This is a genomic window from Cytobacillus praedii (genome assembly GCF_001439605.1).
GTDB classification, from domain to species: Bacteria; Bacillota; Bacilli; order Bacillales; family Cytobacillaceae; genus Cytobacillus; species Cytobacillus praedii.
In genome coordinates this window covers 35,028-61,107 of record NZ_LMBX01000016.1, presented here as the reverse complement: position 1 = coordinate 61,107, position 26,080 = coordinate 35,028, and the positions used below count along the sequence as shown (strand labels likewise).

Sequence of the window (26,080 nt, the reverse complement as noted above, 5' to 3'; positions counted from 1 at the left end):
CTTAAGCCCTTTTTTGTTTTTTTCTTGCTAGAATATTCAGCCGCTTTACTACATCATCCGTTGTCATACCTATTTCTTCTAAAAGTTTCTCTACACTGCCATGCTCAATAAATTGATCAGGAATCCCCATGCAGTCAATTTCATTATGGTGGAATCCTTTTTCATGAGCAAATTCTAGTATTGAGCTGCCAAATCCTCCTTGAAGAACCGCTTCTTCAATGGTTAAAATCGGCATATCTTCTTTAAATAGTTCTAAAAGCATTTTCTCATCTAACGGCTTAATGAATCTTGCGTTAATGACCTTAACGGAAATCCCGCGTTTTTCTAATATGCCTGCCGCTTCCATTGCCATCGAAATCGTTGTGCCAAACGTTAAAATAGCTGCATCCTGGCCATTTTTAAGAACTTCCCACGTACCTATAGGAATCTGGGTTAGTGTCTCATCCATCGGCACACCAAGTCCATTGCCTCTCGGAAATCTCATCGCTATTGGTCCATCATCATACTTGACTGCAGTATAAACCATGTGCTGTCCTTCATTTTCGTCCTTTGGCATCATTAGAACGATATTTGGAATATGCCTTAAGAAAGCAATGTCAAAAACACCTTGATGCGTTTCACCATCGGCACCTACCAGACCTGCCCGATCAATCCCGATAAACACATTTAAATTTTGACGGCAAATATCATGTACAACTTGATCATAGGCACGCTGAAGGAATGTTGAATATATAGCTAAAAACGGCTTCATCTTTTGTGTTGCCAGACCCGCTGCTACAGTTGCTGCATGCTGTTCTGCTATTCCCACATCATACATTCGTTCTGGAAATTCACTAGCAAAACCTTCAAGCTTTGATCCAACTGGCATAGCTGGGGTAATCGCAACAATTCTTTCATCTTTTCTTGCAAGCTTCCGAACCGTTTCACTCACTAGTTTGCTCCAGGCAGGCGGTGTATTCACTGGTTTAACAAAATCGCCTGTGTCCATTTTATATGGACCTGTCCCATGCCATGTTCCAACCGTATCATTTTCAGCTGGCTTGTAGCCTTTTCCTTTTTTCGTAATCACATGAAGAAGAACGGGTCCTTCTGTTTTCTTCGCATAACTTAGATTTTCAAATAAATTTTCGAAGTCATGTCCATCAACTGGGCCAAGATACGTAAAGCCTAACTCTTCAAAAAACACACCAGAAACAAATAAATATTTAAGGCTGTCCTTCACTCTTTCAGCTGTTGCCGCAAGCTTTCCTCCAACTGCCGGGATCTTCTTCAGAAGATATTCTAGCTCATCCTTAGCCCACTGGTATTTACCAGCCGTCCGAAGCTTCCCAAGGACATTGTGTAAAGCACCTACGTTCGGTGCAATAGACATTTCATTATCATTTAAAATCACAATCATGTTTTTCTTTTCATGACCGATATGGTTTAAGGCTTCTAAAGCCATCCCACCGGTTAATGCACCATCACCAATGACTGGTACAACATAGGAATTCTCTTTTTTCAGATCTCTTGCTATGGCCATTCCCATCGCGGCTGATAAGGACGTGGAGCTATGCCCCGTCTCCCACACATCATGTTCACTTTCAGCCATTTTTGGAAATCCGCATAAACCTTTGTACTGTCTTAATGTATCAAATTGATCTGCACGGCCCGTTAAAATTTTGTGTACATATGATTGATGACCAACATCCCAAATAATTTTGTCCTTAGGACTATCAAAACATTTATGCAAGGCAATTGTTAGTTCAACAACCCCTAGATTAGGTCCTATATGGCCACCTGTGCTTGATAATCTTTCAATCAGAAACTGGCGTATATCCTGACTCAATGATTCCAATTCTTTATTTGAGAGTTTCTTTAAAAAAGAAGGGTCCTTAATTTTCATAAGATCCATTCAACGGATCACTCACTTTCATTAGAAATGCGGAAGCGCCTTGATGCCCTCTGACAACACAAGATGAGCAACTCTCAAAGCTGTTCTTCCCTTTTTGGGAGGCAGCTCGAGGTCGACAATAACACAACGTTCTGTACGTCAGGGGAAGCACTGGAGTTAGACAGTCCTCTAACTCAAAAGACATTTTATAGTGTTATTATAACAGTATGAAATAAATCCACAAGAAAAAGCACGATTGCTCTTTCTTGTGGAAATAGTTCAGTTATTTATTAGTGATCTCTTGTCTCAATCAAATTTGTAATCGCTTCAAGCAATTCGACATTTAATCCTGCTGCATTTAACTGATGTTTAGCTAATTCAATATGTTGATGCAGAGCTTCCTTTGCCCCTTCTAAAGTTAATAGGGATGGATAGGTCACTTTATGATTGATTTCATCACTGCCTACTCGTTTGCCAATTTTCTCTTCGATTCCTTCCAAATCAAGAATATCATCTCGAATTTGAAACGCAAGTCCAAGATGATAAGCAAATTTTGCAAGGATTTTAATTTGCTCTTCAGTTGCTCCAGCTAAAATAGCTCCTGAAACCACACTGCACTCAAGGAGTTTGCCAGTCTTATGAATGTGAATATACTCTAAGTCACTTAATGATAAATCTTTTTCTTCACCGCTTATATCTGCTACCTGCCCGCCTACCATTCCTTCTGCACCAGATGCTTTTGATAGCTCCTTAATTAAAGCAAGCTTTGTCGAGGCATCAGCAAGATCATCTGGAGTTTCCGCGAGCAGCTGAAAACTGTATGTTAAAAGAGCATCACCTGCCAGGATAGCAAATGCATCTCCGAATACTTTATGATTCGTCGGCTTGCCTCTTCTTAAATCATCATTATCCATACTTGGCAGATCATCATGAATAAGTGAATACGTATGGATCATTTCAATCGCTGCCGCAGTTTGCAGCCCTTTTCTTGTGTTCTCCCCAAAAGCGGATAAGGTCGCGAATAGCAGTAATGGTCTAATGCGCTTACCGCCTGCCTCCAAAGAATAAAGCATCGATTCTTTGATAACCGAAGGAGCAGTTAATTGATTCACGCGATCTCTTAATTCCTTTTCAAGTAACTGTTTGTGTTTGCTTGCAAATGCTGAAAACGTTTCTTGTGACAAGTTTACTCCTCCTCAGTTATGACGAAATTTTCTTTCCGTCCATCCTCTGTCAAAATTTCTGTTAGCTGAGACTCCACATTTTTTAATTTATCGTGGCATAGCTTTGATAATTCCATTCCTTTTTTGTAAATATTAATTGCCTCTTCTAAAGGGACATCTCCTTCCTCCAGCTTTTCAACAATTTCTTCTAAATGTTCCATCGCTTCTTCAAAAGTAAGTTTTTGTTCTGCAGACATTCTTCTCACTCCTCAATATCAGTTACTACACAATGAATGGCACCATCCGGCACCTTTACCTTAATTTGCTCATCCCGCTTGACCTGGTTTACTGTTTTAATCAACTTTCCTTCATCAGAATATACAAGGCTATATCCTCTATCCATAATTTTCAACGGGCTTAACGCTTCTAATGTTGTTAGCATATGGGAAAAATCTTTCTCCTTCGCTGCAAATATTGCTGCGATGGCCCGATTTAATTTTTTTTGCACTTTTTCCTGCTGCCGCTTGGCTTCTTCAATTCTTTCATTTGGATGGCTTCGCTTTAATCGTTTTTGCAGGCTTATCCACTCTTCAGCTTTCAAATCAAAAAGCTTTTTTGATCCTCTTTGGAGCTGCTCCGTCCATTTATCGACCTGTTCCAGCTTTTGTTCGTATAATTTATGAGGATAGCGGAATGCATAAGATTTTTGAATTCTTGTTAGTCTCTCATTTTGTAAAGTCAATTGCTCTTTTAGTGCTCTAATCATCCGAGACTGTCTACTAAAAATCCGTTCGGCTAAATCATCAATATGTGGCACAGCCAATTCTGCTGCTCCAGTCGGTGTAGGGGCTCTTAAATCAGCTACAAAGTCAGCGATAGTAAAATCTGTTTCATGACCAACAGCAGAGATAATAGGAATGCGTGAATGAAAAATAGACTTTGCCACTGATTCTTCGTTAAAGGCCCATAGTTCTTCTATCGATCCGCCACCGCGTCCAATAATCAAGACATCAGCCTCATCACGGCTATTTGCCATTTGTATGGCTTTCACAATAGAGGGTGCAGCTTGTCCCCCTTGAACAAGGGCAGGGAAAATAAGAATATTTGCTACAGGATATCGCCTTTTAATCGTTGTGATAATATCCCGAATGGCAGCTCCGGTTGGTGAAGTGATAACTCCAACTGTTGTCGGAAACTTTGGGATTGGCTTTTTATATTCCGTTGAAAACAAGCCCTCTTTTTCCAATTTTTCCTTAAGCTGTTCAAATGCTAAATATAAATCGCCGATTCCATCTGGCTGCATTTCCTTTATGTAAATTTGATACTGACCGCTCGGTTCATAAACAGTAAGATCGCCTCTAATGAGGACCCTCATCCCGTTTTCAGGAGAAAACTTCATTGTCTGGTTATATCTAGAAAACATAACAGCAAGGATGCGGGCTTTTTCATCCTTTAATGTAAAATACATATGTCCGCTCGAATGCTGTTTAAAATTCGATATTTCTCCCTTTACCATAACATCTTGTAAATGCGGGTCTGCATCAAATTTTCTTTTTATGTATTTAGTTAGAGCATTGACTGTTAAATAGCGCTTATCATTCATAAAATAGTCAGTCTCCTTAAAATTAGAAAAGCGTAAGCGCCTTGATCATCGCCGTACAAACTGGAGGAGACCCGAAGTTTGATAGGCAATAGGCGCTGCAGCTAGACATTTCTTAAAGTCAAAATTATATACTTTCTCTTCTTAAACAAATACGACAATAAAACTGCCCTTTCATTTTAGATTTCGTTTTTCCAGCCGTCACATATAAACGGATTGGAAAGTTGTCTAATGAAAAGGCAGAGTGATTATTTCTATATAATTTTTACACTGCAGCTGTTTTATCTCGAATTGCTTTTGCAGCTTTTAATGTATTAAACATGAGCATGGTTATGGTCATTGGGCCAACTCCCCCAGGAACTGGCGTGATATAACTTGCAACTTCCTTTACATGGCTAAAGTCCACATCACCACAGAGTTTGCCTTCACTATTTCGGTTCATACCTACATCAATAACAATTGCTCCTTCTTTCACATGTTCCTTCGTAATTAAATTAACCTTGCCAACAGCGGCAACGAGAATGTCAGCCTGCCTTGTGAAAGCTTTCAAATCAGTTGTTTTGGAATGACAATAAGTAACAGTGGCATTTTTATTTAGAAAGAGCTGTCCAGCAGGTTTTCCGACAATATTGCTGCGTCCAACAACAACTACATGTTTTCCAGCAATATCTGCACCTATGTAATCTAGCATTTCCATAACCCCATATGGTGTGCATGGCAAGAAGGAATCTTGACCTGTCATCATCCGGCCTACATTTACAGGATGAAATCCATCGACATCTTTTTCCGGTGAAATTGTTTCAATAACCTTTGTTTCATTAATATGGTCGGGCAGTGGCATTTGCACTAGGATGCCATGAATACTCGAATCTTCATTTAATTCAGCAACTTGATTTAATAAGGCTTGTTCACTTACTGTTTCAGGAAGTTCAATTAAGATAGAATGCATGCCAAGCTCGCGGCATGTTCTCTCTTTATTGGATACATAAGTTTTAGAGGCTGGATCATTTCCTACTAAGATAACAGCAAGACCAGGAACGATGCCGTCCTTTTTTAATTTCTCAACCTCTTCAGAAATTAAGGCTTTCTTTTCTCTAGCAATTTCTTTTCCATCAATTAAACTTTTCCCCATTTTTAGCTTCCTCCTAATGTAAAGTGAGTAAACCACTGGCTGAACTAATCATAGTTGCTGTTTAATCTTCGAAAGAACTCCGTTTATAAATTTACTTGATTGATCGTCCCCATACATCTTTGCAATTTCAATAGCTTCATCAATCGCAACATTTGGAGGAACTTCTTCACTGCCAAACTGCAGCTCATAAACGGATAATCTTAATAGATTACGATCTACGGTTGCCAATCTTTCCAGTGTCCAATTCGAAAGGTGCTTCTTAATTGATTCATCGATATGGTCTTTATTCTCTAATACACCATAAACTAATTTGCTTAAATACTTATCATTAGGCGCATCTTCAAGTACATGTTCAATGGCTGTATCTGGTTCTACCTGGCTCATATCGATTTGAAATAATGCTTGTAATGCCTTTTCTCTGGCTGTTCTTCTTTTCATCTATTCCATAACTCCTTTTACAGGGAAAATTTCTGCTATAATCGTTCAAAAAATACACTAGTAATCATAGCATAAGTATATCGAATACGCATCTTCTTATACCATCATAATTTCCCATGTAAAAACGGTTATAAACCGTCATTCTTACTTTATCAATAAATATTTAGTAATTAAACCTCATAAATCAAAAGAAAAGAGTTTTTTTGTAACGTAAAAAAGCCAAAGACAATATAAACGTCTTTGGCCTTATCGTATTACATTTCCTGATCTACTTCCACTTCATGCTTTTGATTTTCAAATGTAATACCAACTACATGAATATTTACTTCTTGTGCTTCTAGGGCTGTCATATTCAAAAGTGCTTGGCGAATATTATCTTGAATTTTTTGTGCTACATTTGGGATGGATATGCCAAATGTCATTGAACAATAAACATCTACTTTAATTCCCTCTTCAGATAATTCAACCTTAACGCCTTTTCCGTGGTTTTTCTTACCTAAACGTTCAACAACGCCTGAAGCGAAGTTCCCTCGCATTTGGGCAACTCCTTCAACCTCTGAAGCGGCGATGCCAGCTATCACTTCTATTACTTCAGGAGCAATTTCAACTTTCCCAAGGCCAGCGTTTTCTTTATTCATCTCTAAAATATTCTCGCTCATCATTGCACCCCCATTTAATCTTTTTTATCCATTACATTGTAAATCTCTAAAAACTTTGTATTAAATTGTCCATCGACAAATTGTTCATGGCTTAAAAGCTTTAAGTGGAACGGAATCGTCGTATGGACACCCTCTATAACAAATTCACTTAATGCTCTTTTCATCCGAGCAATAGCTTCTTCTCTCGTATGGCCATATGTGATTACCTTTGCAATCATGGAGTCGTAATAAGGCGGAATCACATATCCTGGGTACGCAGCAGAATCTACCCGAACACCATAACCTCCAGGAGGAAGATACATAGTTATTTTCCCTGCAGACGGCATAAAGTTCTTCTCTGGATTTTCGGCATTGATTCGGCATTCAATCGACCAACCGCTAAAAGTTACATCCTGCTGGCTGAATTTCAGTTTCTCACCTGATGCTACTTTAATCTGCTCTTTAATTAAATCCACACCTGTTACCATTTCCGTTACAGGATGTTCAACTTGAATACGTGTATTCATTTCCATGAAATAGAATTTGCGTTCATGGTAGTCATAAATAAATTCTATCGTGCCTGCACCTGTATAATCAACGGCTTGAGCTGCCTTTACAGCTGCATTACCCATCTTGTTTCGTGTTTCTTCATCCAACGCAGGAGAAGGAGTTTCTTCAAGAAGTTTCTGCAAACGTCTTTGTATAGAGCAGTCTCTTTCCCCCAGATGAACAACATTTCCGAATGAATCTGCAAGCACTTGGATTTCAACATGGCGGAAATCCTCAATATATTTTTCAATATATACACCAGGGTTTCCAAATGCCGTTAAAGCTTCCTGCTGGGTTATCGTAATTCCTTTTATAAGTTCAGCTTCATTACGTGCGACACGAATTCCTTTTCCTCCGCCGCCAGCTGTTGCTTTAATAATTACTGGATATTCAATTTTATTAGCCAGTTCAATAGCTTCTTCTGCATCTTTAATAATCCCATTTGAGCCAGGTACAATAGGAACGCCAGCTTCCTTCATTGTCTCTCTTGCGATATCCTTCGTTCCCATCTTCGTAATTGCCTCTGGTGTAGGACCGACAAAAATGATATTACATTCTCGGCAAAGGTCTGCAAAATCGGCATTCTCTGCTAAAAATCCATATCCCGGATGAATCGCATCACAACCCGTCAGCTTAGCGACGCTAATGATATTCGTGAAATTTAAATAACTATCCTTTGATGCTGTCGGACCAATACAATAGGCTTCATCTGCAAGCTGAACATGTAGCGATTCCTTGTCAGCTTCAGAATGTACTGCAACAGATTCAATTCCCATTTCGCGGCAAGCGCGAATAATACGAACAGCAATTTCTCCTCTATTTGCAATTAACAGTTTTTTTATCATCCTGTTACCGCTCCTTACTCAGGCTTTACTAAAAATAATGGCTGACCGTATTCAACTAATTGTCCATCACTAACTAATATTTCAACAATTTCTCCATTAATCTCAGCTTCAATTTCATTAAACAGCTTCATTGCTTCTACGATACAAACGATTGAATCTTTTGATACCTTCGATCCTGTTTTTACATAGCTTTCAGCATCTGGTGAAGATGATTGATAGAACGTTCCTACCATCGGCGAAACAATTTTATGTAGATTTTCAGTTTCTTTAACTGACTCAGTAACAGCTGGTTCTACAACTGGTTCTTGTTTAACCGGAGCTTGTACAGCTGCTTTAGGTGCTTGAACTTCTTCAATAACCGTTTTAGCCGGCTGAACAACAACAGCTTCTGCTGTTTTCTTCTTCATCTTAATTTTCGATCCATCATGCTCATATACAAACTCATCAATATTCGACTGATCAACTAGTTTAATCAGTTCACGAATTTCCTGAACTTTTAACATTTTTGGCACCCCTCATTATCAATTCGTTTACTCCTATAAAAAACATTAGGAAATAACACGATGAAAAAATTATGACTAGCTACTAATATCATACGATAAGATCTTATTAAAATTCAATATGGGATTATCAACTGTGCATAATATTTTCATTTTCCTTGTTTCCACCTTATCATTTGAAACCTTCACTTTAAAGATGCATTTCCCTGTTTTTGAAAACTTTGTGACTATTTATAGAGGAAATTTGAAGAAATATAGCGAAATAATCATCCAAATGGACTAGAAGTGAGAGGAAGATTAAGAAATGAAGACGATTGAAGAAATAAAAATGGAAGACTTACTGAGGAAAAACTCCCTAGTTGTGAAGGCAGCCTTTAGCTGTGTCATCCTTGCTGCCTTTGTTGATATTGTCATGAAAAAAGATATAGCCGTTATTCTATCGATTATTTTTGCTGGCGGAATCGGGGTTGGCATCGTCGCTATCATGCATTATTTAAAGAAGGCAATTAAGATAATTCCCTATTTGTCCATTTTTCTAGTAGCAGGTGTTATGTTTATCATTATGGAGAATAGTGTTTCTCCAACTGCTTATTTTCTAATCTTTTTCATACTTGCATTAGCAGCAATTTATATGGAGCACCGATTACTATGGCTAGCTTCAGCGATCGGATTAGCTGTTATAACTGTATTTACATTAATTCACCATAATCAGCTGCAATTAGAAGCAAAAAATTATGTTACGGTCTATTTGCTTTTTATGCTCCTAACTATTCTGCTTTCTTTTCAACTTACACTAGCAAAAAAATTATCGGAGAATATTGTTTTTGCCCAAAAAGAAACACATTTATTATTGGAGAATAACATTGATATGAAGGGAATTGTTGCAGAAAGTACGACTAGCATTTCTAATTTAATAGAGGATGTTAAACGTCTTAGCAAAAATAATTACCATTCTGTGAATGAAATGAGTGACACGATTACAGAAATTACCGCAGGCATTCAAACACAATCAGATACGATTATTGATGTTATTCACTCACTTAACGAAGCAAACGAACTTACTGAAAATACTGCACATCTAGTTGAAAAGCTGCAAATGGATGCCGTCAACGCTGGACAAATAACAAATGAAGGGGATTTGCTAATAACAGCTCTCCGGGGGGATATATCCAATTCCTTAGCTGAAATGGATGTAGTAAATACACATATATCCTCATTAGTTAGCCTTGTAAAAGAAACTTCCCATTTTGCATCTGCAATCAAGGATATTGCAGCCCAAACAAACCTTCTTGCTTTAAATGCTTCCATTGAGGCAGCCCGAGCAGGTGACAGCGGAAAAGGATTTGCTGTTGTAGCTGAGGAAGTACGAAAGCTTGCAGATATTTCTAGAAAAACTGCTGACCAAATCACTGAAAACTTACAAAATGTCATGATAGATACAGAGCGCACCAGAACAACAATTTACTCTACAGGAGAGAAACTAATCAATAATCTTTCTCTTGCCAATGAAACACAGGAAGTCTTTCATAAGATTCAGCAAACCTTTTTTAATCTTAAAGATGATATTACCGCATATGATACCCTTACAAAACAAATCTATCATTCATCAAACTTGATTGGTCAATCAATTAGTGAATTTAGCTTAGTTATTGAGCAAGCCAGCGCTTCCCTACAAGAGATCTCTTCTGCAGTTGGAATTCAAACAAAGCATCATGAACAATTGTTTATTTCGGTATCCAATGCCCATGATTCAATGGAACAATTAATCGAGTTACAAAAGAAATAGCGAGGGATCTTCCCTCGCTATTGTTTTATGTCTAGCTTCACAAGAAACGCTTCGGCAGCATTTGCATCGCACAACTAAATGTGAAGCTTGTAAGAAGACTTCGCGTTTTTGTCGTCCACGACAGTCTTCGCCAAATCAATTAAGAAGGTCTTTCTCGCTGGCTCGTCTTTCGCTTGCCGGGGGTGATCAAGGCGCTTCCGCTTTTGGAATTACTCAGGTTGGAATTCTACAGTAACTAATTGCAGATCACCGATTTCACTTTTTACTTGGCGTATAATTTCATTTGCTTCTGTACGGGAAAGCTTCTCTGCCTTTACAGTCACTTGAACGTTTTTCTCATCTGCACGTACTAGGACATCTTCATAATTCATTGCTTTAATAAGCGTTTCAAGAATATATTCCTTTTCAGCTAATTCGTCTAGCTTATCAATTTGGTCCTTTGCTCCACTAATCTCTTCTGCTGGAAGATCAGTCGTACCCATTACCGCTGCTAATTCTTCTTTTGCTCTGCTGCGCTCATCATTTAATTCAAGTCTCAATGCCTCAAACTTTTCATCACCAGCAGCATTGGTTATCACTTCATTATCGCTATCAGCTGATTCCGTGTTTACTGCTTCTTCATTTTTTTGTTCTGCCTTTTCTTCCGTATCTGCCAAATCATTCATTCTTTGTTCAGGCGAAGTAATATAGTACACAGATAAGACGACGACCAAGCTCAACATTGTTAATAACCAGACTGTTTGTTTTTTCAATAACATTTATTATTCCCCCTTAGCTTTCGTTTTTTTCGGCATGACTGATATTCTATGAGAAGGTACATCAAGACCCCTTGATACCGCTTCAATGATCCAGCTTTTCACTTGAATGTTTTCTGCTCCTTTTGCCACGATGGCTACCCCTCTGATTTTTGGCTTCTTCGTTTCTAGAACAATCGGAACCTCTTTTTCTCCCTCTCTAATAATCACCAGCTGTTCTTCCTTCGATTGGTCCTCAACCTTCCGCTTACCGCCTTCACGGTCTGTTTCATCTGTGGTCTGTGTCTTACTTGTTGTATTTTTCTCTAACACCTTTTGTTCTGTTGCATCTACGTTCACAAGGACTGTAGCATCTTCAACTCCAACAATGTCATCAAGAATTTCTTTTATTTGCGTTTCATATGCCCTCTCGTAATCAGCTATGACATTATTGCCTCCCTGCTGCTCCTTGCCAAAGGCAGCAACATCCTCCTCATTCTTAGCTCCTTCTTGACTATTAAAAACTGGCAAGCTAGTATTTGCCGTTTTATCTTTAAACAAGAAATTACTGGCTAGCATGATGGCTGCTCCGAATAGAAGAACAAGGAGCAAATATTGATATTTTCCAGGTTTTTTATCCGACTGGTCATCCTTTGAAAATAGCTTCTTTAAAAAGGTTAAAGGTCCTTTTTCCTTATCCATTCTTATTCATCTTCCCCCCTTCTACCGATATTTCAATTATGTTTTCATCCACACCTAATTTTTGTGCGATAAGTGAAGCAACTTTTTCTGTTTCATCATTTGCCTGATTTGAAGGAAGAGTTTCTTCAGTATTAATTTCTACTTTCTTTACCACTTCAACAGCATCGGTTACTTCATCCATGTGTTTAAGATAGACTACAACCTTTTGCAAGTTTTCATGCAATTTCTCTGGAAAAGCACGCTGATCATATTCGTCTACTAAAAAATCTACATTCACAATTTCTAATCCGTACTGTTCCATCAACTCCTCTTCCACATCCTTTTTTAATTGGACATCCATTTCTTCTAAAATATATGCATGTTGGAAGGCTTGTATTTCTTTTTTCTGCATTTCAATTGAATTTTCTAAGTTTTTTCCACCTGATGCTTCCAAAGCAGGGATTGACGCAAGGACTTCTTCAAAATCATTGGAGACTAATTTCAAAATTGGCGTTAAAATAATCGCAATTAAGAGAAGGCCTGTAACCATTTTGATATATTTTTGTAAATTTGAATTTGGAAGGAGCATATCAATGACAGTTGCCAAGAGTACAAATAAGATAATATTTGTTATCCATTCTTTAATAAAATCCATTTAGCCCACCTCCTACCTGACCATCATTGTCAAGTTTCCGGCTGCAATAATAACTGTTATGCTTAGGAAAAACATAAGTGATACGATGGCGAGAGCAGCAAATACATAAATGATGCTCTTGCTGATGATGTCCAAGCAGGTAATGATCGGCCCTCCGCCTAAGGGCTGCAAAATCGCTGCTGCAAATTTATATATAAAAGCAATCATCAGGATTTTGATTGCTGGAAACGCTGCAATGATGATTAATATCACAACACCTGCAATACCTACTGTGTTTTTTAATAATACAGAGGCACTGATTACTGTATCTGTTGCATCTGTAAACATTCGTCCAATAACAGGGATAAAGTTTCCCGTAATGAATTTTGCCGTTCGCAGCGTAATCCCATCTGTTACAGCGGCAGATGCTCCCTGAACAGATATTACTCCAAGAAAGACAGTTAGGAATGTTCCGAGAAGACCTATACTCCAATTTTTCAGCAAATTAGCCAGCTGTGTTACTTTGTAATTCTCGGATAATGTACTGACAATACTGAGTAATGCAGACAAAAATAATAATGGAAGGACGACATATTGGATAAATAATCCGCTCATATTCATTAAGAAGAGAATGACCGGATGAAAGAATGCCGCTGATACAATTCCTCCGGAAGAAGCAATTAAGGCTAATAGCAATGGAATTAGCGCCATGATAAAAGAAATCATCGTATCTATGGCTTCCTGTGTATAGCTAATAGCAACATGGAAACTATTTAATGCTATAATGATTAATACCATGAAAACAATGGCATATGCAGCCTTACTGACTGTGCTTTTCTCAAAGGAGTTTTGCAGCGATTGCAGGAACATGCTAAATACAGTCAGAAGGATTAACGAACCAAGCAGCTTCCCATTCACAATAAACTCGTGGAAAAGGAATTTTATAAAACCCGAAACCCATTCCTGAAAAGAAAAGCTTTTTTCTCCTTTTAAAAAATCATATAAGCTTCCTTTTTGACTCTCTGGCAAAAAACCGCCATATTCTTTGCTGATTTTTTCCCAAAACCCTTTTAATTCTTCGATATTCAGTGAATCAAGCTGTGAGTCAACAATGGCCTGCGGGCTTATTCTCTCGATGTCTTCATTTACATCATTAGAATTTTGAGAGGCTTGTACACTTGGAATTAGTAATAAAAATAGGAAAAGATTAAGAAACATCACTTTCAGCATCAAATGCCTCATGGTTACACCTCATTATAAAAGGCTGTTTTTAAGAATTCTGGATTCAATAAAATTGGAATGATAGGAGATCTATGCAGCATCGTGAGGTGAGTTCTAATAAGTTAGATTCGGTTTAGCCAGGAATCATTTGGATGATTGTTTCAATCATAACCGTCAAAATAGGAATGGCCATTGCAAGGATTAAGATTTTTCCGGCTAACTCGATCTTGGAAGCAATCGCTCCTTGCCCAGCATCTTTAGTAATTTGGGCAGCAAATTCAGCAATATAGGCTATCCCAATTACTTTTAAAATCGTTTCAATATACATCATATTGATTTTTGCATTTACTGCTATTTGTTCAATCATGTGGATAATCGCATAAATTTGATCAACCAAAAAAAGGAAAATTGTACAGCCAACAAATACGATCAGCAAAAAGGCGAAATTTGGCTTTTGTTCTTTTACAATCAACGCGAGAAATGTAGCAACAAGTGCCACACCAACTATTTGGAGAATTTCAATGGTGAAGCCCTCCTTTAGCCTTGGAATAGAAAGACCGACTTAATTTTTTGAAACAGGTCATCAACAATGGAAGCAACCATAAATAAAATGTAGATAAAGCCAAACAAGGTCACCCATTGGGCATACTCTTTCTTCCCTACTTGATCAAGGATTGTATGTAAAAAAGCAACAACAATCCCCACACCGGCAATTTTAAAAATAATATCAACCTCTAAGCCCATAAACTCTCCTCCTATACCGAATGCACTGGCACTTTGCTAAGCCCCGACTAGCATAGGACAAGCCTCAGAAAAGGTGTTCTATGCCTTTTTTGGAGGATTGGCTTATTACCTTGAGGGGCTGCTTGTCAAACCAAAATTAGCAGATACCTTGTTCACTACATTAATAAGATAATTAGTAATAGTCCTGATAAGAAACCTAAACTTTTAACCATTTTTTCGTACTTTGTCTGCTTATCATAAGCATCTGCCTCTTCACGTTCTAAATGGGCCAAGGTAAGCATAATTTGCTTTTGCTGCGAAGTTCGATCATGCCTGCCTAATGTTTCCCCGAATTGTTTCATGATTTCAAATTCCCCCTGCTTCAAAGCAGTCATTTTCCATATTTCCTTTAAACTTTGTTCCCATGCGTCTTTCACCGTCGTTTCTGAATAGGTCAGTTTTTTCGCAAAGGATTCAAAGAATGTTGACAGCGGTTTTGATAACTGAGCAGCAAGCCTTCTTGCAGCTTCGTGCAGCGGTGTGTGGCCATACATAATTTCCGCCTCTAAAGACTGGAGAGCTGATTTCAATTGCCGAAGCTGACGCGGCCGCTCATTTAAATGTCTGGCAGCCTCAAATCCAGCCCAAGTAGTAGCAATAATGATGATAATAGCCCCAAAGATTTTCACCATCTTACATCACTCTCGCTTCACTCAGGAGTTCTCTGCCAGCCCCATCTTTTATGCTTGCTATGCTTCCAGGCCCGCTTCTCCTGTTCAATTCAATAAAGCGCTGAAAAATCCCCATATCTAGAATCGGTCTGATGGTGGGCCGTTTTCTAATCTCTTCTAATGAGGTGCCATGTGTTGTCATCATCAATTTGATTCCGGCGTTTACCGCTTCCATAATGGCATCTGCGTCTTCTTTCCTGCCGATTTCATCTACGATCAGTACATCTGGACTCATCGAACGAATCATCATCATCATCCCCTCTACTTTCGGACAAGCATCAAGGACATCGATTCGAGGGCCAAATGTCATTTGGGGGATCCCCTTTACACTTCCTGCAATTTCTGATCGTTCATCAACGATCCCTACCTTATATGAATGGAAAAGTCCATTTTTGTCCCCGCTAGATATAATTCTGGCAATATCACGCAAAAGCGTCGTTTTACCTGTTTGAGGTGGACCGATAATCATCGTATGAAGCCAGCTCCCATTAAATAATTGGGGTACCAGCCGATTGGCAATTCCAATTTGTTCTTTGGCAATTCGGATATTAAAGGATGAGATATCTCTTATCGCTTTTACCATTCCAGCTTCAAGAATAACCTTGCCTGCCAATCCCACACGATGTCCGCCTTCAATTGTGATATAACCCCTCCGCAATTCTTCCTCAAGGGTATACAGGGAAAAGTGGCTAATTTTATTAAGTAAATGAACCGCATCATCTGGCTTTACGATATAGGGTAAAAATGTTGGAATTCCTTTCACTGTTAATTCAACCGGCCGATGAATTCGGATACGTATCTCTTCTAGCTCCAGCAGTTGAGGAGGGGGAAAATGCTGCAATTGATCGGCTATCGTTTTCGGCAAAAAGGCTAGAATCGTTTCCAATGCACTGATCCTCCTAATCATAGTCTGGTTTTCATGTAAACCTGTGCAATATCTAAAGCTACAGCGCCTACCCCCTCGAGGTCATAAGCCAATCCATCAAGAAGGTTACAATACAACCTTCTCGCTGGCTTTTCTTATGCTTGTCGGGGGTGATCAAGGCGCTTTCGCTTTTCTTTGTCTAGCTGCAGCGCCTAGGGGCTCGAGGTCATAAGCCACCCCGACAAGAAGGTTAAAGAACAACCTTCCCGTCGGATCGTCTTATGCTTGTCGCCCCTGTGCAAGGCGCTTTCGCTTTTCTACTTGGACTAGCACTACTTAAAATGTATGCCTGCTTTAAAACAATATGACTTGATTTCTTCTGTTTCCGCTAAATTCTATTCTTTTATTCGAATGTTGCCTTTCCTTTTATCGTACATATTAATAAATCTTGTTTTTTGAAAGGAAGTGCAGGAGAGTATGTACTACTATCCGACATATAGAAATAATTACGTGCCTAATAAAAGGATGAATGTGGTACGTGTTACTGGAGAAGGTATAGTTACCGTTCAGCCAAATATGGCTAAGGTAACATTAGGAGCATCTACTGAAGCTATGGATGTAACACAGGCTCAGAATAATAATTCAATAATCATTGCGAGGATTAAGGAGGCATTAAAGAAGCTTGGAGTGCCGGAGCAACAGATTCAAACTGTCGACTATTCTATCTTTCCGCAATATGATTATAAGGATGGAGAACAAATTTTTAGAGGGTATAAAGTTCAACATCTTCTTCTTGTTACCATTGAACATATAGAAAATACCGGGATAGTCATTGATACATCTGTCAGCAATGGCGCAAACATCGTCTCTGGAATTCAATTTACTGCAAGGGATGCTGACCAGTTTGTCCAACAGGCGCTATCATTAGCGGTTGTAAATTCCCTTCAGAAAGCAGAAGCAATTGCGGGGACTTTAGGTGTTAAATTAATAAAAACACCCATACAAGTGATAGAAAATACACACCAGCAAGGTGCCCCTATTCCCTTTCAGGCAACCGCCTTTGCAAAAAGCGAGGCTGCTACTCCAATTCAGCCAGGGACAATAGAATTTAAAAGTACTATCTCTGCTGAATATATATATTCTTGAAATAAAAAAAGCAATAACCCATTTGGTTATTGCTTTTCTCATTTGTTATGTATAGCCGCCTTTGCCGCCGATTTATATGGAGTTTCATACCTGCTCCAACAGGTGGGTGTCCGCAATTGCTTTCTCATTCGTCCTCATCAAATGGAGGCATGATGTTCCAGCAATGATATTGAACTCCCTAATTCTAAATAAAGGTTGAAACTTCATATACAAGCGAACAATGCAGCTTTTGTATTCTTATCTTATCTTATCTTATATTAGCTAACTGTACAAGTGGAAATAAACGGAAGGGGAAATCCTGCTTTTATTTTCATAATCCATTAGAAGTAGATAACAATACTAGATATAGCTTAAATAAAAAAATGAAGGGAAAGTATTTATGACAAACGAAAATCGCGAAGAATTCTTAAAAAACCAAAGAGATTTAAAATACAGATATCTTGGCGGAACAAGGGATAATAGAACCGAAGCAACCTCTGATCCTGCCTATAATAATCGAAGTGATACAGATATGTCCCCAGGCGCAGAGGGTCGGTCGGCAATGAAAAAAGAAGAATGAAAATCCCGAAAGGTGTACCTTTCGGGATTTTCATTCTTCCAATTATGCACGTGAAACGTATGAAGCTTCTGTTGTATTAATAATTAATTTATCACCTTGGTTAATAAAGAAAGGTACTTGAACAATTAAGCCTGTTTCAAGTGTTGCTGGTTTAGTTCCGCCTGAAGCCGTATCCCCTTTAATACCAGGCTCTGTTTCAGTTACTTCTAATTCAACCGTATTTGGGAGTTCAACCCCAAGTGTTTCAGTTTGATACAGCATGATTTGAACTTCCATATTTTCTTTTAGAAACTTTAGTTCATATTCAATAGATGCTGCTGGGAGTTCAATTTGTTCATATGATTCGTTATCCATGAAAACATGCTGATCTCCGTTTGCATATAGATATTGCATTCTGCGATTGTCAATTTGTGCTTTTGCAACTTTTTCACCCGCACGGAATGTCTTTTCCTGAATGGCACCGTTACGCAAATTGCGCAATTTTGAACGGACAAATGCCGCTCCTTTTCCCGGCTTAACATGTTGGAAATCCATTACACGCCAAATCCCGTTATCTACTTCAATTGTTAAACCTGTACGAAAATCATTTACTGAAATCATGTAAATCCTCCTAATAGTCTAGCTTCAGCGTTGCTGCTAATAAAATTTACTAGCTTTCAAACGACTGTTATTAAAGAATAATTAGATCTTTTGTTGAATGTGTCAGCGTTTCATTATGATCACTCGTAATTAAAGTATCATCTTCAATACGGACACCGCCAAGTCCTGGTATGTAGATGCCAGGCTCTACCGTTACGACCATGCCAGGTTCCAGAATAATTTCTGATTTTGAAGCTAGAGATGGTCCTTCATGAACTTCCAAGCCTATTCCATGGCCTGTGGAATGTCCGAAATATTCTCCGTACCCCTTTTCGGTAATATAATCACGTGTTAAAGCATCTGCTTCTTTTCCGCTCATTCCTGGCTTTATGCCATCCATTCCGCGCATTTGTGCTTGTAATACAATGTCATATATTTCCTTAAGCTTTTCATCAGGTTCACCGACTGCTAGTGTTCGTGTGATATCTGAGACATATCCTTTATAATATGCACCATAGTCAAGAGTAATCATTTCCCCTTTTTCTATTATCTTATCACTTGCCACACCGTGAGGAAGGGCACCACGATAGCCTGAAGCGACAATTGTGTCAAAAGACGATGAGGTAGCACCAGCTTTTCTCATAAAGAACTCTAATTCATTGGAAACTTCCATCTCTGTTAATCCTGGGCGGATATATTCAACCATATGTTTAAAGGCAGCATCAGCAATGTCCGCCGCCACCTTTAATATCTTAATCTCTGAATCCGTCTTAATCAAGCGTAATTTTTCAATTTCTCCAGAAACAGGGACTAATTCTGACTGTACGGCCTTTTCATATGTTTTAAAAGCAGAGAAAGTTAAGTAATCTTGTTCAAAACCAAGCTTTTTTATTCCTAATTTCTTCACTTGCGCTGCTACTTCATCTGGAATAGATCCCGCATGTTTAACAATTTCATACCCTTCACATTGTGCAGTAGCTTGTTCAATATAGCGAAAATCTGTAATAAACTGAGCTTGATCCACACTGATAAGCACTACTCCCGCAGAACCAGTAAAGTTTGACATATAACGGCGGTTAAATGTACTTGTAATAAGCATTCCGTCTATCCCTAGTTTTTCAAAACTTGAGCGTAATCTTTGTAATTTTTCCATTTTTATTCTCTCCCCTTTTTTCTTTTTATTAAAGCTTGAAAGGCCAATTCATATCCAAACATGCCTAAGCCTACAATTTGTCCTACCGATACTGGAGCAATGACCGAGGTATGACGGAAGGCCTCACGGGAATGGACGTTTGAAATATGTACCTCAATAACAGGAACCTGTATCCCAGCAATTGCATCTCTTATTGCATAGCTATAATGTGTAAAGGCACCTGGGTTAAAAATAATTCCAGTCACACCGATCTCATTTGCTTCTTGAAGCTTATCAATGATCTCGCCTTCATGATTGGATTGAAAACAGACAATTTCTGCGTCATTTGATTCCCCTAGAGACACAATTTTCTCTTCCAGCTGCTTTAACGTCGTAGAACCATATACATCAGGCTCACGTTTCCCCAATAGGTTAAGATTGGGACCATTCAATAATAATATTTTGTCCATTTACGCACTCCCGTGGAAAAGATTGATTTACAAGAATATTTTATCATAAATGATTTCTTTTCCACTACTTTAAGAACACCTCTTTAATAGGAAAGAGACTAACAACGGATTTATCTGTTCTTTTGATTGTTTTATTTATAATCCTCCTGTGTCTCCTTTTCCATTCTTTCTTTATATTTGATTTCACTCTCTTCATATGAAATGGAATATCCTACAAATACACCATATAAAATATAAAAACATACTGAAGTAAAAATGGTATTCCTCTCAAGTTCATTAAAAGGGTTAATTCCTGGAAAGATTGGATTGAGTATAAAAAAAACAACGATAAATAAACCGATGCCATACCCTGCACCTAACCAGATACTTGGAAACCTGCGTAAGAAGATATAATAGATAAAAGCTGGAATAATGGATATTCCACCTATCATTACAATACTAATAACCGTTCCAAGCCAGCCTTCTTTCCAGTCCCCAATTGTCCATGGCTCCAGAATAACATTTGGTCTTATACTAGTTAAATTAAATACATAGGCTAAATAGCCAAGACCACTCCACAATATACCACCAATTAATCCGGTTACAATAACCAAGGTAATAAAGGACATTGGTTTTTCCCGTTGATTTTGTTCCAGCTGCTTTTCTTCTGCCATTTTTACCACCTCCATTTCTTATTATGTCCTTTAGGGTTTATTCCCTTGCATGAAAAAAATAAGTTGAACTGCCCTAAGAGGAATTTAAGCCTCCCTGCTAGAGGTTTTTCCATATTCTCTGTAGAATAAAGATAGATACAGGCAGCTTTAAAAATAAGTTAATAACACAAATATCAAATAATTTCTAAGTAGATCAAGTTTAAAAGATAGAAAATATGCTCATCATGCTCATAGGGAGGTGGCTTTCTTGAAAAATCGGATTTCAGTATTCATAGTCCTCGGCCTTATCATACTTGCTGTCGTAGGAATGACTGCTAATTTGTTCTCAAATCCTGCCGGTTTTTTGCTAAGGATTGCTGTCATTTTATTAGTTGGTGCTGTAATTTACTATATTTTTCAGCGTTTTTATAAAGCTAGCCCTAGAAAACGTGAACAGCAAGCCTTTATACGAGCAGCAAAAAAATCAAAAAAACGTTTTCAGACGAATCACTCAGGGAAAGGACATCCCCGTAAGGCTAGTTCTGGGAATTCCCTTTCATCTCTTAAAAAGTCGAAAAAAAAGGCATCCACACATTTAACCGTGATCCAAGGAAAAAAAGGCAAAAAGAAAGATCGGGCTTCCTTATAATAAGCTCGACCTTTTTTATTTATAATCTAATACGTCCATTGTGAAAAGAACTGATTTGCACATTTCTCTCCTAACTGGACAAGTGCTTGTTTTTTCTCCTGTGTTAATTGAAATTCAGTTGTTAATGCCCCCTCGGTTGGAATAAAGATAATATTTTTCGCATGCTTTCTGGAAATATATCTCGAATCATGCGCATCCTTCATTGTTTCAAATAACGCTTCGTACATTTGGATCGCATTTTTGATTTTATTTTTCGGTCGGTCAACGGCATTATGACTTAGCTGTATCCCTAGCACAGGACGTGTTTTTTTCACATTATCCCTATCAAATAACCACATTGGGAAATTGCTCAGTACTCCCCCATCGACAATAATACTTGTCTCTCCCCTTGTATGGAGCTTTACAGGTTCAAAAAAATACGGAAGACTGCAGCTCATACGGATCGCTTTTGCGATTGAAAATGAACCAGGATCAATGCCATATTGAATTAAATCATCCGGCAATACAACAAGACGCCCATTTGTTAAGTCAGAAGCAATCACTCTCAGTGCCTGCTGAGGAAGATCAGAAAACTTTCTTAACCCTCTTACAGCAAGCTTTTCTTCCACCCATTTTTCCAGTTCATCTCCCTTATACAATCCAAGCCGCCAATAAAGGAATATCCATTTCGTCACTGCAAATGGGATATAAGTTTTTCTTGAATCCAGAAATGTCTCCAAATCAAGTTCATCCATTAGCTGATATATTTCTTCACTTGTATACTTAGCTGCAATTAATGCAGCGACAATTGACCCTGCACTTGTCCCAGCTACTCTTTGGAAACGAAAGCCTCTTTTCTCAACTTCTGCATAGGCGCCTATTAATGCAAGCCCTTTAATTCCCCCTCCGGAAAAAACACCGTCTATATACATGCAAGCCACTCCCGTCGATGAACTCACTTGATACATTTTTAATCAGTGACACTCGAAAATAGTACGGTGGACATGATGTTTTTATTTAAAAGCACAAAAAAAGAAGATGGACAATAGCTCCATCTTCTTTTCTCGTATTTATTCTATAAGCCACATTTTAGCTGGGCATTGCAATTTGTACATGTGTTGCATCCGCCAATTTCCTCTACGCTTCCTTTGCGGCAGACTGGACATGTGTTCCCAACCTCTGAACCAATCGTTACATTTGTAGAACGAAGGTCATTGATTGTATCAACAAGAACAACATGCTGTTTCGTTTTTTCTTTTTTATCATAGGTCGTTTCATCGAAGCTGTTTTCTTCAGCTTTTAACGTTAAAACTTGCGAATCGCGTGAACCATCAACATACACCGTTCCGCCCTTTGCACCGCCACGGTATAGACGCTCATAAACTTTTTCTACCTGTTCAACACTATATCCTTTCGGTGCATTAACCGTTTTACTGATAGAGCTGTCAATCCAGCGCTGGATAATACACTGAACATCTGCATGTGCTTCAGGTGCTAAGTCCATGGCAGCAATAAACCATTCAGGCAGGTTATTCGGATCTGCATCCGGATTTCTATCTAAATATTCTTGAACAATATCTGCTTTTACTTCAATGAATTTGCCTAATCGGCCGCTTCTGAAGTAAGAGAAGGAGAAGTAAGGTTCAAGACCTGTCGATACTCCAACCATTGTACCCGTGGATCCAGTTGGAGCCACTGTTAATAGATGCGAGTTACGAATTCCGTTATCAATAATTGATTGTTGAATATCTGCAGGCATTTTTTGCATAAATCCAGTCTCTGTAAATGCCTTTCTTAAACGTTTTGTCTCTTCTTCTGTTTCCCCAGTTAAGAACGGGAAGCTGCCTTTTTCTTCGGCGAGTTCAACAGAAGCACGGTAAGCAGTTGTCGCGATTGTTTCAAAAACTTTATCAACAAGCTCATTACCCTTTTCAGAACCATATTCTGTTTCACAATAAATTAATAAGTCGTGCAGACCCATAACACCCAAACCAACACGGCGCTCACCAAGAGCCTGTTTCTTATTCTCTGCAAGGAAATATGGAGTTGCATCAATTACGTTATCCTGCATCCGTACACCGACTTCAACTGTACGCTTTAATTTTTCAAAGTTTACGGTTTTGTTCTCTTTATCAGCCATTTCTGCCAGGTTAACAGCAGCCAAATTGCAGACACTATATGGTGCAAGAGGCTGTTCCCCACATGGGTTAGTTGCTACAACCTTCTGTCCATATGCTCTTGCATTTGTCATGTCATTTGCATTATCAATAAAGAAGATTCCGGGTTCTGCTGAGTAAGTCGCACAAATGTTGATTAAATTCCAAAGTTCTTTCGCTTGGATTTTGCGATAAACACGGACTTTATGACCAAGTTTTTCCCATTCGCGAACATCCCCAACCTTATGCCATTCCTCATTATAGTTACGCATTTCATCTTGATCATAGCTCTCTACATCCGGGAAACGGAGTTCATACTCAGCATCATTCTCAACTGCATTCATGAATTCCTTCGTCAAGCAAACAGAAATATTCGCTCCAGTAAGGAATTCAGAATTATGAACAGAATAATTGCCTCCAGTTGCTAGTTTCTCTTCTGCATCATTTATTATTTTCTCATTAAAGCCGCCATGTCCTGGAATTTGCTTATAATTTACAATTCCTTGGTACATTGCTAGTTCTTGCTCTGTAAAAGGGGTATATTTTAATTTTTCTTTTGCATATTTTTTAATTGTTTCATCCTTTGTCGTTTCAAGCAAGAAACGCAAAATTCTTGGATTTTGCATTTTTGAAATGATGAATTCAATAATGTCAGGATGCCAATCACTAAGCATGATCATCTGAGCCCCTCTGCGGGAACCGCCTTGCTCAACAAGATGAGTCAATTTCGCAATATCATCTAACCATGAAACGGAGCCTGATGATTTACCATTAACACCTTTTGCCAGCGTGTTGCGGGGTCTTAAGGTAGAACCGTTTGTTCCGACTCCGCCGCCGCGGCTCATGATCTCCATCACTTGCTTGCGGTGTTCAGAAATGCCTTCACGGGAATCTTGCACAAATGGCATCACATAACAGTTAAAGTATGTTACGTCCGTATCTGCACCCGCTCCATATAGAACACGGCCAGCTGGAATAAAGTTTAAGCTCGCAAGCTCTTGGTAGAATTTCTCAAACCATTCTTGTCTTTTCTCTTCTGTTTTCTCAACGGATGCAAGACCTGTTGCATTACGTTTGGCAATTTGCTCATAAAAAAGCTCTAGCGGTTTTTCAATGACATCCAGCGATCGCTTGATGATACCAGTTTGTGCTTCTTCTGGGTCATCAAGAACCCCACGATAATCTTCTTCCACTAGAACTGATGCTGCTTTGTTTTCCCAATCAATATCTATAATGTAGCCAAGCCCACGGGCAGGAAATTTTGGATCTTCTTTGATAGTTAGAACGACGAAGTCCCCTTTAGTCAGAGTTATTTTTTCTGTATCCTTAAATGTATACCTATCGAGCATGACTAAACGGGAAACCCCTTTGTGGGTCATTTTCATATCAGAGGTGATAGGGTGTACTTGAGGAAATAGACGGATGTCTTCATTCAAGCGTTCAATGTTCAAACTCATTTTTTGTCCTAATGCAACAGACATTTTTACAACTCCTTCAAATAAAAATATTCAATTTTGATAGTAACTTCAAAGCTATGTTAAATCTAGCTGATTTAATGAATAACCTAAAGTTACCATAATAAAACTTCTAAATCAACATATAGTACCTGAAATATTTTCGACACCACTACATATTGTGTTTGATTCACGAGAAGTTAAATTTGTCAAAATCAAAAAAAACTAGAATCGGGAGAAAATAAGAGAGATTCATAGGTTTACAACAAAATAAGACAAATTTCAATATTTTTTGCGGCTTGCACTTCTAATCAGATACTAAATTTAAAAAAACGAAAAAGCACAGAATCCTGTGCTTTCAATATCCTTACAATTCCTCTTTGTTTTTCGGAATAAAATCAAAAATCTCTTCTGATTCAAAGCTATCAACCAAACGATTTAACCATTCATAATAACTAAGTGCTGCTTTCATTTTTGTAATATCAACTTTTGCGGCAGAGCGCACTTCCTCATCTATCTCTTCCGATTTTTCTAACCTTTCAAGCTCTATTATGGATTTTGTCATCGCAGCAATGTTCATTGAAATACCTGTACGCCATTTAATGGAGAAAAAATCAATAAAGGTTTGATGCCAGTCTTCTTCTGCTAGATATAAATCTTTCCTTGTTCCTTTTTTCCACACCTTCTCCACCATTTTTAAATCCATTAGTGTGCGGACAGAGGTACTCATGCTTGTTTTGCTCATACCGAGCTCTTCCTTCATCTCATCAAGAGTCATCGGCTGATTATGAAAGTAAAGCATTCCATATAATCGTCCAATTGAATCTGTAATTCCATATAAATTCATATTTTTAGCAATGGTTTCAATGACCCTTTCCCGAACACGTTCAAGCTGTTCTTTCCCATCCATGTAACTATTCACATCCATAAATGTAAAATTAACTTTGCAATATTTCATTAGCTTGCCCACAAAAATGAAATAATCTTTTATTAGACTACCACTTTTTTTCAGAATGTAAAGATGGATATAGCACAGCATCTTGGAGGAAAAGATAGGAATTGTAAGAATTCATGTTATACAGTACGTTCAGTTTTTACTGTACAAAGTTTACAGCCGAATATGGCTAATTACCAGCTTTGCCCTATTTTTTTAAAACAAATACAATTAAATGGTCCTTATTGCGCGGCATTTATCACAATTTGCTTAATTA

Annotated in this window: 28 protein-coding genes and 1 other RNA gene; 4 read left to right on the top strand and 25 right to left on the bottom strand. The window is 38.3% G+C overall.

Going from position 1 to position 26,080, the window contains the following annotated elements; translation table 11 throughout:
- Nucleotide 1: 1 nt before the first annotated feature.
- The 9 genes from dxs to accB all read right to left on the bottom strand — a co-directional run bounded on the left by dxs (nucleotide 2) and on the right by accB (nucleotide 8,741).
- On the bottom strand, nucleotides 2-1,894 hold the full coding sequence (gene dxs, locus ASU02_RS16740; RefSeq protein ID WP_057765676.1) for a 1-deoxy-D-xylulose-5-phosphate synthase: 1,893 nt from the start codon (nucleotides 1,892-1,894) through the stop codon (nucleotides 2-4).
- Nucleotides 1,895-2,163: 269 nt separating this feature from the next.
- Nucleotides 2,164-3,057, bottom strand: a complete 894-nt coding sequence (locus tag ASU02_RS16735) for a polyprenyl synthetase family protein (protein WP_057765674.1) — start codon at nucleotides 3,055-3,057, stop codon at nucleotides 2,164-2,166.
- Nucleotides 3,058-3,059: 2 nt separating this feature from the next.
- Entirely contained in the window at nucleotides 3,060-3,293 is a 234-nt protein-coding gene (locus tag ASU02_RS16730; protein WP_057765672.1) for an exodeoxyribonuclease VII small subunit, read from the bottom strand.
- A 5-nt stretch (nucleotides 3,294-3,298) separates the two neighbouring features.
- Entirely contained in the window at nucleotides 3,299-4,639 is a 1,341-nt protein-coding gene (xseA, locus tag ASU02_RS16725) for an exodeoxyribonuclease VII large subunit (RefSeq protein WP_057765670.1), read from the bottom strand.
- A gap of 262 nt (nucleotides 4,640-4,901) precedes the next feature.
- Nucleotides 4,902-5,768 carry a bifunctional methylenetetrahydrofolate dehydrogenase/methenyltetrahydrofolate cyclohydrolase FolD gene (folD, locus tag ASU02_RS16720; RefSeq protein ID WP_057765668.1) on the bottom strand — a complete coding sequence of 289 codons (867 nt, stop codon included), beginning with the start codon at nucleotides 5,766-5,768 and terminating at the stop codon, nucleotides 4,902-4,904.
- A 48-nt stretch (nucleotides 5,769-5,816) separates the two neighbouring features.
- Nucleotides 5,817-6,206, bottom strand: coding sequence for a transcription antitermination factor NusB (gene nusB, locus ASU02_RS16715; RefSeq protein ID WP_057765666.1), 390 nt, complete (start codon nucleotides 6,204-6,206; stop codon nucleotides 5,817-5,819).
- Nucleotides 6,207-6,460: 254 nt separating this feature from the next.
- On the bottom strand, nucleotides 6,461-6,865 hold the full coding sequence (locus tag ASU02_RS16710) for an Asp23/Gls24 family envelope stress response protein (protein WP_408607283.1): 405 nt from the start codon (nucleotides 6,863-6,865) through the stop codon (nucleotides 6,461-6,463).
- 14 nt (nucleotides 6,866-6,879) lie between these two features.
- A complete protein-coding gene (gene accC, locus ASU02_RS16705; RefSeq protein WP_057765661.1) occupies nucleotides 6,880-8,238 on the bottom strand; it encodes an acetyl-CoA carboxylase biotin carboxylase subunit in 1,359 nt (452 codons plus the stop codon).
- Nucleotides 8,239-8,252: 14 nt separating this feature from the next.
- A complete protein-coding gene (gene accB, locus ASU02_RS16700) occupies nucleotides 8,253-8,741 on the bottom strand; it encodes an acetyl-CoA carboxylase biotin carboxyl carrier protein (protein ID WP_057765660.1) in 489 nt (162 codons plus the stop codon).
- A gap of 301 nt (nucleotides 8,742-9,042) precedes the next feature.
- Here accB and ASU02_RS16695 point away from each other — a divergent pair, with 301 nt between their 5' ends.
- On the top strand, nucleotides 9,043-10,524 hold the full coding sequence (locus ASU02_RS16695) for a methyl-accepting chemotaxis protein (RefSeq protein WP_057765657.1): 1,482 nt from the start codon (nucleotides 9,043-9,045) through the stop codon (nucleotides 10,522-10,524).
- Between the two features lie 209 nt (nucleotides 10,525-10,733).
- On the opposite strand, the gene ASU02_RS16690 is transcribed toward ASU02_RS16695, so the two are convergent.
- The 8 genes from ASU02_RS16690 to spoIIIAA form a co-directional block, all read right to left on the bottom strand.
- Complete coding sequence (locus ASU02_RS16690; protein ID WP_057765655.1) at nucleotides 10,734-11,282, bottom strand: SpoIIIAH-like family protein; 549 nt, start codon at nucleotides 11,280-11,282, stop codon at nucleotides 10,734-10,736.
- 3 nt (nucleotides 11,283-11,285) lie between these two features.
- Entirely contained in the window at nucleotides 11,286-11,960 is a 675-nt protein-coding gene (spoIIIAG, locus tag ASU02_RS16685) for a stage III sporulation protein AG (protein ID WP_057765653.1), read from the bottom strand.
- Nucleotides 11,953-12,594: a stage III sporulation protein AF gene (gene spoIIIAF / locus ASU02_RS16680; protein ID WP_057765652.1), complete on the bottom strand. Its 642-nt coding sequence runs from the start codon at nucleotides 12,592-12,594 to the stop codon at nucleotides 11,953-11,955. The genes spoIIIAG and spoIIIAF overlap by 8 nt, the downstream gene beginning before the upstream one ends.
- Nucleotides 12,595-12,606: 12 nt before the next feature.
- On the bottom strand, nucleotides 12,607-13,803 hold the full coding sequence (gene spoIIIAE / locus ASU02_RS16675; RefSeq protein ID WP_232426275.1) for a stage III sporulation protein AE: 1,197 nt from the start codon (nucleotides 13,801-13,803) through the stop codon (nucleotides 12,607-12,609).
- Nucleotides 13,804-13,927: 124 nt separating this feature from the next.
- Nucleotides 13,928-14,317, bottom strand: coding sequence for a stage III sporulation protein AD (spoIIIAD, locus tag ASU02_RS16670; protein ID WP_180968317.1), 390 nt, complete (start codon nucleotides 14,315-14,317; stop codon nucleotides 13,928-13,930).
- 14 nt (nucleotides 14,318-14,331) lie between these two features.
- Nucleotides 14,332-14,538, bottom strand: a complete 207-nt coding sequence (spoIIIAC, locus tag ASU02_RS16665) for a stage III sporulation protein AC (RefSeq protein WP_009794945.1) — start codon at nucleotides 14,536-14,538, stop codon at nucleotides 14,332-14,334.
- 155 nt (nucleotides 14,539-14,693) lie between these two features.
- Nucleotides 14,694-15,209, bottom strand: coding sequence for a stage III sporulation protein SpoIIIAB (gene spoIIIAB, locus ASU02_RS16660; protein WP_057765645.1), 516 nt, complete (start codon nucleotides 15,207-15,209; stop codon nucleotides 14,694-14,696).
- 1 nt (nucleotide 15,210) lies between these two features.
- A complete protein-coding gene (gene spoIIIAA, locus ASU02_RS16655; RefSeq protein ID WP_057765643.1) occupies nucleotides 15,211-16,134 on the bottom strand; it encodes a stage III sporulation protein AA in 924 nt (307 codons plus the stop codon).
- A gap of 456 nt (nucleotides 16,135-16,590) precedes the next feature.
- Between spoIIIAA and ASU02_RS16650 the strand changes: the two genes are divergently transcribed.
- A complete protein-coding gene (locus ASU02_RS16650; RefSeq protein WP_057765641.1) occupies nucleotides 16,591-17,259 on the top strand; it encodes an SIMPL domain-containing protein in 669 nt (222 codons plus the stop codon).
- A 48-nt stretch (nucleotides 17,260-17,307) separates the two neighbouring features.
- Here the strand turns inward: ASU02_RS16650 and ssrS are convergent.
- Nucleotides 17,308-17,491: non-coding RNA, 6S RNA (ssrS, locus tag ASU02_RS25990), on the bottom strand.
- Between the two features lie 147 nt (nucleotides 17,492-17,638).
- On the opposite strand from ssrS, the gene ASU02_RS16645 reads away from it, so the two are divergent.
- A complete protein-coding gene (locus ASU02_RS16645; protein ID WP_057765639.1) occupies nucleotides 17,639-17,818 on the top strand; it encodes a hypothetical protein in 180 nt (59 codons plus the stop codon).
- A 42-nt stretch (nucleotides 17,819-17,860) separates the two neighbouring features.
- On the opposite strand, the gene efp is transcribed toward ASU02_RS16645, so the two are convergent.
- From efp to ASU02_RS16625, 4 genes are all read right to left on the bottom strand, one after another.
- Nucleotides 17,861-18,418 (bottom strand): elongation factor P, encoded by a 558-nt coding sequence (gene efp / locus ASU02_RS16640; RefSeq protein ID WP_057765636.1) that lies wholly within the window; start codon nucleotides 18,416-18,418, stop codon nucleotides 17,861-17,863.
- 70 nt (nucleotides 18,419-18,488) lie between these two features.
- Entirely contained in the window at nucleotides 18,489-19,550 is a 1,062-nt protein-coding gene (locus ASU02_RS16635) for a M24 family metallopeptidase (protein ID WP_057765634.1), read from the bottom strand.
- Nucleotides 19,551-19,552: 2 nt separating this feature from the next.
- Entirely contained in the window at nucleotides 19,553-19,999 is a 447-nt protein-coding gene (gene aroQ, locus ASU02_RS16630; RefSeq protein ID WP_057765633.1) for a type II 3-dehydroquinate dehydratase, read from the bottom strand.
- Nucleotides 20,000-20,130: 131 nt separating this feature from the next.
- Nucleotides 20,131-20,652, bottom strand: coding sequence for a YqhR family membrane protein (locus ASU02_RS16625; RefSeq protein WP_057765631.1), 522 nt, complete (start codon nucleotides 20,650-20,652; stop codon nucleotides 20,131-20,133).
- Nucleotides 20,653-20,890: 238 nt separating this feature from the next.
- On the opposite strand from ASU02_RS16625, the gene ASU02_RS16620 reads away from it, so the two are divergent.
- A complete protein-coding gene (locus ASU02_RS16620) occupies nucleotides 20,891-21,280 on the top strand; it encodes an SA1362 family protein (RefSeq protein ID WP_232426274.1) in 390 nt (129 codons plus the stop codon).
- 26 nt (nucleotides 21,281-21,306) lie between these two features.
- On the opposite strand, the gene ASU02_RS16615 is transcribed toward ASU02_RS16620, so the two are convergent.
- The 3 genes from ASU02_RS16615 to ASU02_RS16605 all read right to left on the bottom strand — a co-directional run bounded on the left by ASU02_RS16615 (nucleotide 21,307) and on the right by ASU02_RS16605 (nucleotide 25,779).
- A complete protein-coding gene (locus ASU02_RS16615; protein ID WP_057765628.1) occupies nucleotides 21,307-22,191 on the bottom strand; it encodes a patatin-like phospholipase family protein in 885 nt (294 codons plus the stop codon).
- Nucleotides 22,192-22,334: 143 nt separating this feature from the next.
- Entirely contained in the window at nucleotides 22,335-24,896 is a 2,562-nt protein-coding gene (locus tag ASU02_RS16610) for a vitamin B12-dependent ribonucleotide reductase (RefSeq protein WP_057765626.1), read from the bottom strand.
- A 340-nt stretch (nucleotides 24,897-25,236) separates the two neighbouring features.
- Complete coding sequence (locus tag ASU02_RS16605) at nucleotides 25,237-25,779, bottom strand: GbsR/MarR family transcriptional regulator (protein WP_095396731.1); 543 nt, start codon at nucleotides 25,777-25,779, stop codon at nucleotides 25,237-25,239.
- Nucleotides 25,780-26,080 lie beyond the last annotated feature (301 nt).

Excerpts from the sequence above, each read along its gene's own strand:
- ASU02_RS16645 (WP_057765639.1), top strand. The coding sequence starts at position 17,639 with ATGACAAACGAAAATCGCGAAGAATTCTTAAAAAACCAAAGAGATTTA.
- ASU02_RS16635 (WP_057765634.1), bottom strand. The coding sequence starts at position 19,550 with ATGGAAAAATTACAAAGATTACGCTCAAGTTTTGAAAAACTAGGGATA.
- accB (WP_057765660.1), bottom strand. The coding sequence starts at position 8,741 with ATGTTAAAAGTTCAGGAAATTCGTGAACTGATTAAACTAGTTGATCAG.
- spoIIIAE (WP_232426275.1), bottom strand. The coding sequence starts at position 13,803 with ATGCTGAAAGTGATGTTTCTTAATCTTTTCCTATTTTTATTACTAATT.
- ASU02_RS16625 (WP_057765631.1), bottom strand. The coding sequence starts at position 20,652 with ATGGCAGAAGAAAAGCAGCTGGAACAAAATCAACGGGAAAAACCAATG.
- ASU02_RS16695 (WP_057765657.1), top strand. The coding sequence starts at position 9,043 with ATGAAGACGATTGAAGAAATAAAAATGGAAGACTTACTGAGGAAAAAC.
- ASU02_RS16605 (WP_095396731.1), bottom strand. The coding sequence starts at position 25,779 with ATGGATGGGAAAGAACAGCTTGAACGTGTTCGGGAAAGGGTCATTGAA.
- ASU02_RS16610 (WP_057765626.1), bottom strand. The coding sequence starts at position 24,896 with ATGTCTGTTGCATTAGGACAAAAAATGAGTTTGAACATTGAACGCTTG.
- aroQ (WP_057765633.1), bottom strand. The coding sequence starts at position 19,999 with ATGGACAAAATATTATTATTGAATGGTCCCAATCTTAACCTATTGGGG.
- folD (WP_057765668.1), bottom strand. The coding sequence starts at position 5,768 with ATGGGGAAAAGTTTAATTGATGGAAAAGAAATTGCTAGAGAAAAGAAA.
- spoIIIAF (WP_057765652.1), bottom strand. The coding sequence starts at position 12,594 with ATGGATTTTATTAAAGAATGGATAACAAATATTATCTTATTTGTACTC.
- dxs (WP_057765676.1), bottom strand. The coding sequence starts at position 1,894 with ATGGATCTTATGAAAATTAAGGACCCTTCTTTTTTAAAGAAACTCTCA.
- ASU02_RS16615 (WP_057765628.1), bottom strand. The coding sequence starts at position 22,191 with ATGTATATAGACGGTGTTTTTTCCGGAGGGGGAATTAAAGGGCTTGCA.
- spoIIIAC (WP_009794945.1), bottom strand. The coding sequence starts at position 14,538 with ATGGGCTTAGAGGTTGATATTATTTTTAAAATTGCCGGTGTGGGGATT.
- ASU02_RS16730 (WP_057765672.1), bottom strand. The coding sequence starts at position 3,293 with ATGTCTGCAGAACAAAAACTTACTTTTGAAGAAGCGATGGAACATTTA.
- nusB (WP_057765666.1), bottom strand. The coding sequence starts at position 6,206 with ATGAAAAGAAGAACAGCCAGAGAAAAGGCATTACAAGCATTATTTCAA.
- efp (WP_057765636.1), bottom strand. The coding sequence starts at position 18,418 with ATGATTTCAGTAAATGATTTTCGTACAGGTTTAACAATTGAAGTAGAT.
- ASU02_RS16690 (WP_057765655.1), bottom strand. The coding sequence starts at position 11,282 with ATGTTATTGAAAAAACAAACAGTCTGGTTATTAACAATGTTGAGCTTG.
- ASU02_RS16650 (WP_057765641.1), top strand. The coding sequence starts at position 16,591 with ATGTACTACTATCCGACATATAGAAATAATTACGTGCCTAATAAAAGG.
- ASU02_RS16710 (WP_408607283.1), bottom strand. The coding sequence starts at position 6,865 with ATGAGCGAGAATATTTTAGAGATGAATAAAGAAAACGCTGGCCTTGGG.
- xseA (WP_057765670.1), bottom strand. The coding sequence starts at position 4,639 with ATGAATGATAAGCGCTATTTAACAGTCAATGCTCTAACTAAATACATA.
- accC (WP_057765661.1), bottom strand. The coding sequence starts at position 8,238 with ATGATAAAAAAACTGTTAATTGCAAATAGAGGAGAAATTGCTGTTCGT.
- spoIIIAG (WP_057765653.1), bottom strand. The coding sequence starts at position 11,960 with ATGGATAAGGAAAAAGGACCTTTAACCTTTTTAAAGAAGCTATTTTCA.
- spoIIIAB (WP_057765645.1), bottom strand. The coding sequence starts at position 15,209 with ATGGTGAAAATCTTTGGGGCTATTATCATCATTATTGCTACTACTTGG.